The sequence below is a fragment of the Streptomyces sp. NPDC093071 genome, from assembly GCF_044754545.1.
In the GTDB taxonomy this organism is placed as follows: Bacteria; Actinomycetota; Actinomycetes; order Streptomycetales; family Streptomycetaceae; genus Streptomyces.
In genome coordinates this window covers 1-13,086 of the sequence record NZ_JBIVPH010000005.1, presented here as the reverse complement: position 1 = coordinate 13,086, position 13,086 = coordinate 1, and the positions used below count along the sequence as shown (strand labels likewise).

At 74.1% G+C, this 13,086-nt stretch carries 8 protein-coding genes; 5 read left to right on the top strand and 3 right to left on the bottom strand.

Features of this window, described 5'->3' with window-relative positions; translation table 11 throughout:
• Nucleotides 1–56 precede the first annotated feature (56 nt).
• Together ACIQD7_RS20800 and ACIQD7_RS20795 are read left to right on the top strand one after the other, a co-directional pair.
• Nucleotides 57–653 carry a Uma2 family endonuclease gene (locus ACIQD7_RS20800; protein ID WP_161373628.1) on the top strand — a complete coding sequence of 199 codons (597 nt, stop codon included), beginning with the start codon at nucleotides 57–59 and terminating at the stop codon, nucleotides 651–653.
• A 73-nt stretch (nucleotides 654–726) separates the two neighbouring features.
• Entirely contained in the window at nucleotides 727–3,993 is a 3,267-nt protein-coding gene (locus ACIQD7_RS20795) for a BTAD domain-containing putative transcriptional regulator (protein ID WP_402443314.1), read from the top strand.
• Here ACIQD7_RS20795 and ACIQD7_RS20790 read toward each other — a convergent pair.
• Nucleotides 3,980–6,124, bottom strand: coding sequence for a sigma-70 family RNA polymerase sigma factor (locus ACIQD7_RS20790; protein WP_402443312.1), 2,145 nt, complete (start codon nucleotides 6,122–6,124; stop codon nucleotides 3,980–3,982). The genes ACIQD7_RS20795 and ACIQD7_RS20790 overlap by 14 nt on opposite strands.
• Before the next feature lie 216 nt (nucleotides 6,125–6,340).
• On the bottom strand, nucleotides 6,341–7,120 hold the full coding sequence (locus ACIQD7_RS20785) for a TetR/AcrR family transcriptional regulator (RefSeq protein WP_237530127.1): 780 nt from the start codon (nucleotides 7,118–7,120) through the stop codon (nucleotides 6,341–6,343).
• Between the two features lie 359 nt (nucleotides 7,121–7,479).
• On the opposite strand from ACIQD7_RS20785, the gene ACIQD7_RS20780 reads away from it, so the two are divergent.
• Both ACIQD7_RS20780 and ACIQD7_RS20775 read left to right on the top strand, forming a co-directional pair.
• Nucleotides 7,480–8,844 carry an NAD(P)/FAD-dependent oxidoreductase gene (locus tag ACIQD7_RS20780; protein WP_121833629.1) on the top strand — a complete coding sequence of 455 codons (1,365 nt, stop codon included), beginning with the start codon at nucleotides 7,480–7,482 and terminating at the stop codon, nucleotides 8,842–8,844.
• 106 nt (nucleotides 8,845–8,950) lie between these two features.
• Nucleotides 8,951–10,582, top strand: a complete 1,632-nt coding sequence (locus ACIQD7_RS20775) for a SpoIIE family protein phosphatase (RefSeq protein WP_121833630.1) — start codon at nucleotides 8,951–8,953, stop codon at nucleotides 10,580–10,582.
• 12 nt (nucleotides 10,583–10,594) lie between these two features.
• Here the strand turns inward: ACIQD7_RS20775 and ACIQD7_RS20770 are convergent, their stop codons facing one another.
• On the bottom strand, nucleotides 10,595–11,872 hold the full coding sequence (locus tag ACIQD7_RS20770) for an MFS transporter (protein ID WP_402443309.1): 1,278 nt from the start codon (nucleotides 11,870–11,872) through the stop codon (nucleotides 10,595–10,597).
• A gap of 154 nt (nucleotides 11,873–12,026) precedes the next feature.
• On the opposite strand from ACIQD7_RS20770, the gene ACIQD7_RS20765 reads away from it, so the two are divergent.
• Nucleotides 12,027–12,593 (top strand): MarR family winged helix-turn-helix transcriptional regulator, encoded by a 567-nt coding sequence (locus tag ACIQD7_RS20765; protein ID WP_053641016.1) that lies wholly within the window; start codon nucleotides 12,027–12,029, stop codon nucleotides 12,591–12,593.
• Nucleotides 12,594–13,086: the final 493 nt, after the last annotated feature.

Genomic DNA, 13,086 nt, shown 5'->3' with positions numbered 1-13,086 from the left:
CCGCCGCGACGCCCGTTCTAAGCTGAAAGCGTCGCACCGAGCGAAGGAGGTCCGGCATGGCGCTGCCGCTGCCGATTCCGGAAGACGCGTTCTCCGAGGGCACGCCCGACCGCGAGGGTGCGAGTGTGCAGGAGACCTTCGAGCTGTTCAGCGCGCTGGCCCCCAAGGGCTGGCGCGTGGAGCTGATCGAAGAGGAGATTCACGTGGTGCCTCCGGCCAATGGCGAGCACGAGGAGATCGTTTCGGAGGTGAACGGCCAGGTCCGAGACCACGACAAGGGTGTGGGGCGTTACACGGGCATCGGCCTCAGCCTGCCGGGTACAGCCGACACGGCGCGGGTCATCCCCGACCTCGTCATCGCCCCCAAGGGCAGCTTCGCCGACCAGCAGGAATGGCACGCCCCCGACCCCGTCCTCCTCGTCGCCGAGGTCACCTCCTCCTCCACCGCGAGCCGCGACCGCGTCCAGAAGATCCGGGCCTACGCGCGCGCGGGCATCCCCCTCTACCTCCTGATCGACCGCGAGGCCGGCGAAGCCGTCGTGTGTTCCGGGCCGGCGGGAGACGACTACGACCACAAGTCCGTCCACAAGCTGGGGACGCCCGTCCCGATCCCGGCGCCCCTGGGCTTCACCCTGGACACGGCCGAGTTCTGACGTCCGCCCGTCTCCGGGGCGGGCCCGGGGAAACCCCGAGGCGTCCGCGCGGGCCCGCGGCCACAATGAACCGGTGCGGTATCTCATCCTCGGCACCACCGAGGCCCTTCGGCCCGATGGCACCCCCCTTCCCCTCGGCGGTGCCCGGCTGCGTGCGCTGCTCGCCGCGCTCGCGGTGCGCGGTGGACGGCCCGCCTCCGTCGGTGAGCTCGCCGACGACGTGTACGGGGACGATCCGCCGCAGGACGCGCCCGCCGCCCTCCAGGCCCTGGTGGGCCGCCTCCGCCGGATCCTCGGCAGGGAGGCCGTCGTCTCCACGCCCGGCCCCGGCTACCGGCTCGTCGCCGGGCCCGACGACATCGACCTGTACGTCTTCGAGCGCCGGGCCGCGGAGGCCGCCGCCCGCCTCGACGCCGGAGACCCCGACACCGCCGCCGCCCTCCTCCGGGAGGCCCTCGGCCTCTTCCGCGGCCCCGCCCTCGCCGATCTGCCCGACCCGGCGGGCGTCCGGCCCGAGGCCCAGCGGCTCGCCGCCCTCCGGCACCGCGTCGAGGCGGACCTGCGCCGGGGCGCCACCGACGGACTCGTACCGGAACTGACCGAGCTCACCACCGCGTACCCGTACGACGAGGCCTTCCACGCCCAGCTCGTCCGCGCCCTGCGGGCCGAGGGCCGCCACGCCGACGCCCTCGCCGCGTACGAGTCGGCCCGCCGCGCCCTCGTGGACGCCCTCGGCACCGACCCCGGCCCCGAACTCGCCGCCCTCCACCGCGAACTCCTCGCGGGCCCGCCCCCGTCCCGCCCCGCCCCCGCCGAGGGCCCCGCCGGAAACATCCGTCCCCGCCTCACCTCCTTCGTCGGCCGCGAGCCCGAGCTCGACGCGCTCCGGGCCGACCTCGCCGGCTCCCGGCTCGTCACCCTCACCGGCCCCGGCGGAAGCGGCAAGACGCGGCTCGCCGAAGAGGCCGCGCTGCGGGCCGGAGGCCCCGCCGCCTGGATCGCCGAGCTCGCCCCGCTCGACGACCCCGGAGCCGTCCCCGGCGCCGTCCTCTCCGCGCTCCGTCTCCGCGAGACCACCCTGATCGCCCGCGACGGCGCGCCCCTCCAGAACGACCCCGCCGCCCACCTCGTCGAGCACCTCGCCGACCGCCCCCTCCTCCTCGTCCTCGACAACTGCGAGCACGTGATCGACGCGGCCGCCGCCCTCACCGAGACCCTCCTCACCCACTGCCCCCGGCTCCGCGTCCTCGCCACCAGCCGCGAACCCCTCGGCATCCCCGGGGAGACGGTCCGCCCCGTCGAGCCCCTCCCGCCCGACCCCGCCCACCGCCTCTTCGTCGAACGCGCCCGCGCCGTACACCCCTCCTTCGACGCGAACGGGCCCCGGGACCGGGACGGCGCCGCGGCCGTCGACGAGATCTGCCGCCGCCTCGACGGCCTGCCCCTCGCCATCGAACTCGCCGCCGCCCGCCTCCGCCTCCTCACCCCCCGCCAGATCGCGGACCGCCTCGACGACCGCTTCCGCCTCCTCACCTCCGGCTCCCGCACGGTCCTGCCCCGCCAGCAGACCCTGCGCGCGGTCGTCGACTGGTCCTGGGACCTGCTCGACCCGGACGAGCGCACCCTGCTCCGGCAGGTCTCGGTCTTCGCCGGAGGCTGGGACCTCGCCGCCGCCGAGGCCCTCTCCCCGCACGCCGCCGACACCCTGGGCGCCCTGGTCGACAAGTCCCTCGTCGTCGCCGCCCCCACCGAGGACGGCGAGATGCGCTACCGCCTCCTGGAGACCGTCCACGAGTACGCGACCGAGCGCGCCGCCGAGACCCCCGCCCTGCTCGCCGCCGCCGAAGCCGCCCACACCGCCCGCTTCACCGCCCTCGCCGAGACCGCCGAGCCCGAGCTGCGCTCCGGCGGGCAGCTCCCCTGGATCGACCGGCTCGAACGTGACCTCGACAACATCCGCGCCGCCCTCCACCGCACCCTCGTCACCGCCCCCGACGAGACCGCCGCCCTCCGGCTCGTCTTCGCCATGGGCTGGTTCTGGTGGCTGCGCAACTACCGCTCCGAGGGCCTGGCCTGGACCGAACGCGCGGTCGCCCTCGGCGAGGACCCCGACGATCCGGCCGACCCGCGCCACTGGCCCCGGATGCGCCTGCGGATGCTGTACTTCTTCCTCGCGATCGAGAGCCGCACCGTCGCGGAGCTCCGCGACGACCCCGACACCCTCGCCCTCGTACGGCGGGTGCGGTCCGCGTTCGGGGACGAGCCGGGCCCCGAGGCCGCCCGCTTCCCCGGCCTGCTCTGGCCGTTCACCGAGGCCTTCAACGAGATCCAGGCCGAGGAGCCGACCGAGCTGCGGGACCTGCTCGACACCGCCCTCGCCAACTGCCGCCGCCACGGAGGCGACTGGGAGGTCGGCGTCACCCTGATGTTCCGCACGCACATGGTCGTCGACATGCCCGGCGGCCAGGCCGACGTGGACGAGGACCTGGCCGAGCTCCGCGTCCTCGCCCGCCGGGTCGGCGACCGCTGGATGGGGGCGCAGATCGCGAGCGCGGCGGCCGAGTCCTCCATGATGCGCGGCCGGTACGAGGAGTCCCGGGCGGACTACGAGGAGGCGCTCCGCCTCGCCCGCGAGGTCGGCGCCCACGCCGAGTCCCCCTTCCTCCTCGCCCGCCTCGCCGAGATCGCCTACCGCTCCGGCGACCTGGAGACCGCGGAGGAGGGCCTGGCCGAGGCCTCGGCGGAGGCCGAGCGCCACCACGTCGGGGACGCCCGGCCCTTCGTCGCCTTCCTGGGCGCCGCCATCGCCCTCCACCGGGGCGACGTCGAGGAGGCCCGCGCCCACGTCGAGGAGGCGGGCCGCCTGGTCGAGGCCGGAAACCCGCCGCCGCACTTCTCGGCCGCGGTCATCGGACTCGCCGCCCGCGTCGAGGCGTACGGGGGCGGGGGCGCCGCGGCCGTCACCTCCGCCGCGACCGCGCTGCGCGCCGCGCGGGACGCCCACTGCGCGGACCTCATCGCCGCGGCGCTCGGCGAGGGGCTCGCGGTCGCCCTGTCCCGGGCGGACGAACCCGCCTCCGCCGCCACGGTCCTGGCCGCCGTCGACTCCTGGCGCCGCGACCTGCCCCGCTCGGTCCCGGAGCGGCAGGAGGCCGAGGCGGTGACGGCCCGCTCGCTCGCCGCCCTCGGCGCGCCGGGCCTCGCCGCCGCCCGGACGGCGGGCGAGGACCTGGACGTCGACGGGGTCCTGTCCCTCGTGAAGGACTTCTTGCGGGACGCGGCGGAGGACCCCTCGGAGAACCCCTCGCAGGACTCCCCGGGCGGCGTCAGGAGCAGCTGATCCGGGACTCCGCCCAGTTCGCGATCGCGGCCCGCCCCAGCGGGCCCGTCTCCTCGGCCACGAGCCGGATCCGGGAGCGGCCGGTGATGTCGACGTGCACCGGGACCGGAGGGTCGCCCGCCTCGATCACGCCGGACCGCCAGAGCCGCTGCCCGTCCCCGTATACGGAGAAGCGGACGCCGCCCATGCCGAACAGGGCGCTCAGGTCGTCGATCCCGACCACCGCGTCGTACCTCGTGCACTGCCGGTTGAGGTCGATGACCAGCGAGGACGGCGCGTGGACGCTCACCCCGTACGGGTACCGGGTGCCGCCGGTGGAGAGGCCCCTGCGCTGCCACATGAAGCCGCTCTCCGCCATGGAGACCTCGGGCTTGGTGCCGTCACCGAAGATCCCGTAGTCCAGCTCGTCGACCTGGTAGACGGTCGGCGGCGCGGGCGCGGGCTTCTCGGGGCTCGGCGTCGGCTTCGGGGTCGGCCGCGGAGTGGTCGGCTTCGGAGTGGGCTTCGGCGTCTGCTTGGGGCTTGCCGACGGCGAGGACCTCGGCGGCTCCGGGGACGGGGACGCGGGATGCGTCGGCTCCGGCGTCGGAGTCGCCTTCGGCACGGGCTTCGCCGGGGCGGCCGCGGCCACCGGCTCGGGCGCCGGGGACGCGGGCGCGGCGGGCGGAACCGGCGGTACGGGCTTCGCCGCCGGTTCCGGCTCCGCCGGCGGCGCGGGCTCCTGCGGCGCCACCGGGGTGACGACCGGCTGCGAGGGCTTGGGCGCGGCCACGGGCTCCGGGTCCCCGGCCATGGCCCAGGCGAGCCCGGCGGCCGCGGCGATCGCCATGACCGCCGCGATCCCGGCCTTGGCGGGGGCGCCGAGCCCCTCGGCGGCGGCACCGCCCGACGCGGCGCCCCCCGAGGCCCCGGAGGCGGCGGCCGCCGCGCCCGCACCGGCCGCGGCGGCGGTCCCGCCCGCGACGACACCGGCCGCCTTGACCGCGTACCCGGCGGCGAACCAGCCGATGACGGCGACCGGCAGCAGCGCGGGGATCCCGGCGTTCACGTGCGCCAGCTCACCGGCGGCGAGCCGGCACTTGGCGCACTCCTCCAGGTGCTTGCGCAGACCGCGCTCGGCCCGCATCCGCAGTCCGCCGCGCGCGTAGGCGCCGAGCCGGTCCGCGTACCGGGCGCAGTCGCCGCCCGCCGTCAGGGACTGGCTGACGTGGGCCTGGAGGTAGGCCTGCTTGAGCCCCTCGCGGGCCCGGCTGGCGAGCACGGCCGTGGCGTTGGCGGTCAGTCCGAAGAGCGGGGCGACCTCGCTCGGCGACTCCTCCTCGACGGTGGTGTGCCACAGCACGGCCTGCCACCGCTCGGGCAGCGACCGGAAGGCCTGCATGGCGAGCGACTGCTCGGCCTCGTGCATGGCCCGGACGTCCGCGCCGAGGTCCATCGTGTCCTGGTCGGAGACCTCGGAGGAGCGGGCGGCCTCCGCCGCGAACACCGCGAAGTCCTCGACCAGGTGCTCCCGCTTCTGCGTCCTGGACCAGCTCGCCGCGACCCGCCGGACGGTGGTCATGAGGTAGGCGCGGACCGCCTGCTCGGGCCCGGCCCCGCCCCGTACGGCCTGGAGGGTGCGGGCGAACACCTCGGCGGTGAGGTCGTCGGCGGTGTGCGCGTCGCGGCAGCAGGTCTTGGCGTACCGGCGCACGGCCTCGGAGTGGCGGCGGAACAGCTCTTCGTACGCGGAGTCGTCGCCGTCCCGCATGAGCTGGACGAGATCGGCGTCGGAGGGCGGCAGTTCGAGGGGCGGCGGAAGGACCCCACCGGCCTCGTCCTCGGCGTCGGTCTCGCCACCGGCCTCCGCGAAGCCGACCCCGTCGGGCCCGGTTCCGCCAGGCCCGGTTCCGGTGGCCGCCCCCGCGACGGCCCCGGCGGGCTTCCCCTCACGCTGCTGCGGAACGCTCGCGTCGAGCGGATCGACGTACCCGGGAGAACCCGGCGGCCCGGCCGAAGAAGCCCCGGACCCGCCCCCCGCACCGGAGGGACCCACCGGCCCGCCCTGGCTCGGCACCTGCCGGGCGGGCAGACCCCCGGCCTCGGCGGTACCGCTGTTTTTCAGCGGCTCGTCCCGACTCTCACCGCTCATCGCGGAAGCCCCCGTATACATGCTCAGAACCGAACACCGGCCAAGCCTGCCACAGAGCGCGGGCACGCCGAAGCGACCCGTCCACTTACCACTCGTCCGGGGCGACTTCCCGTATCCGGGCGTAACCGCTCACACGTTCGTGTCATGCTCGTCGGTCCGCCCGGACCACGGATCGGACCGGACCGGATCACACCACCGGCGGAAGGCCCCGGCCGCTCACCGGGACCGCAGGCCCTCCAGCAGGATGTCCAGGAGCCGCGACGAGGCCGCCGCCTGCTGCACCGCGTCCGGCAGGGCCGGCGCCGCGGTGGCGATGACGAGGAGGACGTCCGCCACGGTCACGTCCGCCCGCAGCTCGCCCGCCTCCCGCGCCCGGTCGACCAGCCGCCCGACGACCTCCAGGAGCTCCGCGGCCCCCGCGTCGTCCCGCTCCTCGGCCGGCACGCCGCGCGGCGCGAACACCCGCCCGTCCGCCTGCCCGTCGCCGCCCCGCTGGTACGGCACCCGGGCGTCGTCCGCGTCGTCGGCGACGGCCGGCGACACCGCGTCGCCCACGCGCACCCGCAGCACCTGCGGCGGCAGGAGCCGCCCCGCGCCCGAGGCCACCGAGGTCCGCAGGAACCGGGAGAGCGCCGACCACGGCTCCTCCTCCTGACCGAGCGCGGTCCGCGCCTGCTCGGTCAGCCGGGCGGTCTCCTCCTCGGCTATCCGGCGCACCAGCACGTCCTTGCTGGGGAAGCGCCGGTAGACGGTGCCGACCCCCACGCGCGCGCGCCGCGCCACGTCCTCCATCGGAGCCCCGTAGCCGAGCTCGCCGAACACCTCGCGCGCGGCCCGCAGCACGTGCTCCAGATTGCGCTGGGCGTCCACCCGCAGCGGTGCGGCCCTGCCGCCCGCCACCGGCCCGCCGTTGCGCTCGGAGGCGACGGCCCCCGCGGCGCGCGCGTCGTCGACGGCCAGCGCTCCGGCGCCCGGCTGCCAGCGTGCATCCTGCATCTGCATAAGCGTTCCCCCGCTCATGATGTCTCCCCCCGGAGACTCCCCGCCCTGATGCGGGGTTTCCGGCCGACGAGCGCTTCGGTCCACGCGCTTCCATCCGACACCCCGACGAAGTACGAACATAGTTGAGTCGGGGTCAATTCAGAAGGGGGTGTTCCGCACGGTCCGCCCCCCGATCGGAGCAAGGCCCGGATCACGCCCGTTTCCCACCCCCGGCCGCACCCGCCCCGACCACCGTGACCTGGGCCGATCCCACCGCCCTCGCCGCACGCGCCACCCCGCGCCTCCGTACCCCTCCGGTCACACAATTTGTCGAGGCTGTGGACAAACAACGGGCGGGGGTGCGTCATGGGACAGTGACCGAACCTGCGCGCATTCTCGTGGTCGGCGGTGGATACGTCGGCATGTACACCGCGCTGCGCCTCCAGCGGCAGCTCAGGGCGGAACTCCGATCCGGCGCCGCCGAGATCGTCGTGGTCACCCCCGAGCCGTACATGACGTACCAGCCGTTCCTGCCCGAGGCCGCGGCCGGTTCCATCTCCCCGCGCCACGTCGTCGTGCCGCTGCGCCGCGTCCTCGACCGCTGCCGGATCCTCATCGGCGAGGTCGGGTCCGTCGACCACGCCAAGCGGACCGCGACCCTCACCACCCTCGCCACCGAGGAGGAGGGCACCGGCCCCGTCGAGCTCACCTACGACGAACTGGTCATCGCGCCCGGCTCCGTCTCCCGCACCCTCCCGGTCCCCGGCCTCGCCGAGCACGGCATCGGCTTCAAGACCGTCGAGGAGGCCATCGGCCTGCGCAACCACGTCATCGAGCAGATGGACATCGCCTCCTCCACCCGTGACCCCGCGATCCGCGACGCCGCCCTCACCTTCGTCTTCGTCGGCGGCGGCTACGCGGGCGTGGAGGCGCTCGCCGAGCTGGAGGACATGGCCCGCTACACCGCCCGGTACTACCACAACATCAAGCCCGGCGACCTGCGCTGGATCCTCGTCGAGGCCACCGACCGGATCCTCCCGGAGGTCGGCGAGAAGATGGGCCGGTACGCCGTCCGCGAGCTGCGCGCCCGGAACGTCGACGTGCGCCTGCGGACCCGGCTCGACTCCTGCGAGGACCGGGTCGCCGTGCTCAGCGACGGCACCCGGCTGCCCACCCGCACCGTCGTCTGGACCGCCGGCGTCAAACCCGCCCCCCTCCTCGCCGCCACCGACCTCCCGCGGAACGAACGCGGCCGGATCCGCTGCACCGCCCGGCTCTCCGTCGAAGGGGTCGAGCACGCCTGGGCCGCCGGCGACGCCGCAGCCGTCCCCGACGTCACCTCTGGCGAACCCGGCGGGGAGTGCGCGCCCAACGCCCAGCACGCCGTCCGCCAGGCCCGGGTCCTCGCCGAGAACATCACCGCCTCCCTGCGCGGACAGCCGCTCAAGGAGTACGCGCACGCGTACGCGGGATCGGTGGCCTCCCTCGGCCTCCACAAGGGCGTCGCCCACGTCTACGGACGCAAACTCAAGGGATACCCGGCGTGGTTCATGCACCGGGCCTACCATCTGAGCCGGGTCCCCACCTTCAACCGGAAGGCCCGCGTCCTGGCCGAATGGACCTTGTCAGGCCTGTTCAAACGGGAGATCGTCTCCCTCGGCTCGCTGGAACACCCCCGCGCCGAATTCGAACTCGCCGCCTCCCCGCCCCCCGGCGACGACGACAAGCCGTCGTCCTGACATCACTGTCAGTGCACTCGTCCACACTGGACGTGTGACCATAGGTGGGCTCACACCTGCACAGCGTGACTCTGCACGGCACCGACACCACGAGGCATACAGATCCGTGAACTTCACCCGTTGGAGCGCCCGGCTCCCCGGAACGCAGCGCCGCACGGCGCGGGGGACCGAAGGCTCCGTGCCCGCTGCCCGCGGTGAGCACGGGCAGCAGCTGGACCGGCCCGCCGACGTCGCCGAGGACGTCCCCTCCCTGGAGGACTTCTCCGTACGGGAGCTCCTCGGCCGCCTCCCCGGCCTGGTCGCGCTCGTGTACGGCCCGGAGCACCGCATCGCGTACGTCAACGACGCCTACGCCGCCGCCTTCGGCCACCGCACCCCCGGCGCCACCGTCGCCGCCACCTGCCCGGAGGCCGAGGAGCTGGGCCTGCCGCCCCTCATGGACCAGGTCCTGCGCAGCGGCAAGCCCCGTACGGTCAAGTCCCGCCGCACCCGGGACGGCGGCTCGTACACGGTCACCTGCCTGCCCGTCGACAGCCCCCGGCTCGACGGCGGCGCCGTCCTCGTCCACGCCGCGGACGTCACCGACCACGCCGAGGCCGCCGAGCGGCTGCGTGCCAGCGAGCGCAAGCACCGCGAGACCGCCGTCACCCTCCAGCGCTCCCTGCTCCCGCAGGACCTGGAGCAGCCCGACGACCTGCGGATCGCCGCCACCTACCAGCCCGGCGGCACGGACGCGGCCGTCGGCGGCGACTGGTACGACGTGATCACCCTCGGCGCCGGCCGCACCGCGCTCGTCATCGGCGACGTGATGGGCCGGGGCGTCCGCGCCGCCGCCGTCATGGGCCAGCTCCGCACCGCCGTCCGGGCGTACGCGCGCCTGGACCTGCCCCCGCACGAGGTCCTCCAGCTCCTCGACGGCCTCGCCGCCGAGATCGACGCCAGCCAGATCGCCACCTGCGTGTACGCGATCCACGACCCCAACGAGGGCAAGCTGGTGTACGCCTCCGCCGGCCACCTCCCGATCCTCGTACGGGACGAGGACGGCACCGTCCGCCGCGCCGAGGACCCCACGGGCCCGCCGCTCGGCACCGGCGGCTGGCTCCACACCTCGGGCTCCATCGCGCTGCCGCCCGGCTCCACCGCCGTCCTCTACACCGACGGCCTGGTGGAGCGGCGCCGCGAGGACATCGACGAGGGCGTCGCCGCGCTCGCCCGCGCCCTCTCCGGCGCCAGCGGCACCCCGCAGGTGGTCTGCGACCGGCTCCTGCGCTCCCTGGGGGTGACCGCCGAGCACGACGACGACGTCGCCGTCCTGGTCGTCCAGCACCCCTCCCGGGAGGGGACGGACGCGGAGCTCTTCCACAACGCCGCCCTGGAGCTCCTCGGCGGGGTGGAGGCGGCTCCCCGCGCGCGTGCCTTCGCCTCCGGGGTCCTCTCCAGCTGGCGCTTCCCGGTCGAGCTGCGCGACCTGGGGGTCCTGGCCACCAGCGAGCTGGTGGGGAACTCCCTCCAGCACGGCACCCCGCCCATGCGCCTGCGGCTGCGCCGCACCGACCGGCGCCTGATCATCGAGGTCACCGACGGGGACGACCACCTGCCGCGCCGCCGCAGGGCGGAAACGGAGGACGAGGCGGGTCGCGGGATCTCGATCATCGCGACGATCGCCTCGTCCTGGGGGAGCCGCCGCACACCGGGCGGCGGCAAAGCGGTCTGGTGCGAGTTCGCCCTGAGGGACTAGGGCACCGGGGAATCAGGGCGCGCTGACCGGCACGTCCTTCGCGGCCGGCTCGTGCCGGACGACGACCTTCGACGGCCGGAGGGCCAGGGACGGCTGGTTCTGCTCGGGGGTGAGCTGCTTGCCGAGCCGGACGGCCAGGAAGGTGATCCCGAGCGAGAAGAGCACGAAGGTCACGATGTACGGCCCGTGCAGCGCGGCCCCCATGGGCCCGCCCACGGCCGGGCCGACGGCCAGCGCGAGCTGCTTCACCAGGGCGAAGGCCGAGTTGTACTGCCCGACCATCGACTCCGGCGCCAGATCGGCCACCAGCGGCGCCACGGTCGGCGACAGCATCGCCTCGCCGAGCCCGAAGAGCGCGTACGTGGCGACGAAGGCCGCCGTCGCCATGGCCTGGCTGCCGTGCCCGAGGCCCGCGTACCCGGCGATGAGCCACGCCAGGGTCCAGATCAGGCCCACGGCCGCGATCACCCGGGACCGCTTGCGGCGCTCGACGAACTTGAGCACCAGGAACTGGGCCAGCACGATCACCGCCGTGTTGGCGGCGAGCGCGAGCCCCAGCGCGGACGGCTGGATCCCGGCGGCCTCGGTGCCGTACGCGGCGAGGCCCGACTCGAACTGTCCGTAGCAGGCGAAGAAGAGGACGAAGCCGAGGACGCAGAGCTGCACCATCGCCTTGTGCCCGAGCAGCGCGCGGACGCCGCCGCCCTTGCCCGCGTCGGACGGGCGGGCGTCCTGGAGCGCGGGGGAGCCCGGCATCCGGACGGTCCCGACGATCCCGGCGAGCACCAGGAACATCGCGGCCTCGATCGAGAACAGCAGGATGAAGCTGCCCGGCCGGCTGGTGTCGACCAGCTGCCCGCCGATCAGACCGCCGACGCCCAGGCCCAGGTTCTGCAGGAAGAACTGCATGGCGAACGCCCGGGTGCGCCCGACGGGCGTCGAGCACCAGACGATCATCGTGGCGAGGGCCGGCTGGAGGACGGCCGTACCGGCACCCAGCAGTGCCGCCGCCCCCACGGCCGCCGGCACGCTGGAGGCGAAGCCCATCCCCACCGCGCCCACGGCGGCGACGACCGAGGCCACGAGCAGCACGGGCACGGGCCCGCGCCGGTCGATGGCCCGGCCGCTGAAGGGCAGCACCACGAGCGCGGCCATGGCGAAGACGGCGAGCACGATGCCCGCCGTCGCGGCGCCCAGATCCCGCACCTGTGCCACGTACACATAGAGGTACGGCACGGTGAAGCCGAGTCCGAACGCGCTCAGCGCGCTGCCTGCCTGAATCCGGCGCATCGCCGCGCCCCTCGCCTTGGTCACACTCACCCACTTCGGTCGCGGGTTCAGTCCTGTAGCCCTGAACCCTGAAGACTTAAAAGCTAAAGTTAACGTCTCAACTGTACACATCGAAGGACTTCAACGCCAACGGGGCCCGTGGGATACTCGCCGCATGTCCGAAAACCCCGAGCGATCCGGCCCGCAGGCCCTCCAGGAGCCGAGCCTCGACGAGCAGATCGCCGCCTACCAGCGCGAGTTCCGCGACCTCGACCCCCAGGTCGAGAAGGTCGTCTCCGCCCTCGGCCGGCTGAACCGACGGATGAACGTGGCGTACGGACGCCAGCTCGCCGACCTCGGCATCAGCAACGCCGAGTGGGAGGTCCTCAAGACGCTGGTCCTCTCCGGGGAGCCCTACCGGCTCGGCCCCGGCGAGCTGGCCAAGCGCCTGGGCCTCACCCCGGCCGCGATGACCCACCGCATCGACCGCATGGCGGGAGAAGGCCTGGTCACCCGCGATCGCGACGAGAACAACCGGGTCCGCGTGATCGTCGAGCTCACCGACGAGGGCCGCACGAAGTGGCTGGAGGCCATGCGCATGGCCACCGCCTTCGAGGAGGACCTCCTCCAGGACCTCAGCACGGAGGAGAAGGGCGTCCTCGGCGACGTCCTCATCCGCCTCCTCCGCCGCGTGGAGCACACCCAGCCCGACGCCGGCGGCCGGCTGACCGACCTCGATTGAGGCCGTGGCGGGCGGGGTAGAGGGGGAGGTTGACACGCCCCTCCCGGATGCGTAGTGTTCTCCGAGTTGTCACGGAGCCGGAACGGTTCTGCGACAGCCACTCCCGCCGCTCATGCGGCACCTCTTCTCAGCACGATCTCCCTCATCGGGAAGAATTTCGCCATGCCGAAATTCATTTCGAAAGACTCGATTATGAGTCGCCGGGGGAATCCGCTAGAGTTTGAGACGTCGGAACGGCCCAACAGCCGGAAAGACAACTCCCGCTGACCGGGAATCAGACGCCGAAAGGATCTGATAGAGTCGGAACCGCCGGAAGGGCCCGGAGCGAAAGCAAAAGGGACTGGAAAGCACCGAGGAAATCGGATCGGAAAGATCTGATAGAGTCGGAAACGCAAGACCGAAGGGAAAAGCCCGGAGGAAAGCCCGCGAGGGTGAGTACGAAGGAAGCGTCCGTTCCTTGAGAACTCAACAGCGTGCCAAAAATCAACGCCAG

Bases quoted from the DNA above. Each gene is read 5' to 3' on its own strand.
- ACIQD7_RS20800 (WP_161373628.1), top strand. From the start codon at position 57: ATGGCGCTGCCGCTGCCGATTCCGGAAGACGCGTTCTCCGAGGGCACG.
- ACIQD7_RS20790 (WP_402443312.1), bottom strand. From the start codon at position 6,124: ATGAGCGGTGAGAGTCGGGACGAGCCGCTGAAAAACAGCGGTACCGCC.
- ACIQD7_RS20785 (WP_237530127.1), bottom strand. From the start codon at position 7,120: ATGCAGGATGCACGCTGGCAGCCGGGCGCCGGAGCGCTGGCCGTCGAC.
- ACIQD7_RS20770 (WP_402443309.1), bottom strand. From the start codon at position 11,872: ATGCGCCGGATTCAGGCAGGCAGCGCGCTGAGCGCGTTCGGACTCGGC.
- ACIQD7_RS20765 (WP_053641016.1), top strand. From the start codon at position 12,027: ATGTCCGAAAACCCCGAGCGATCCGGCCCGCAGGCCCTCCAGGAGCCG.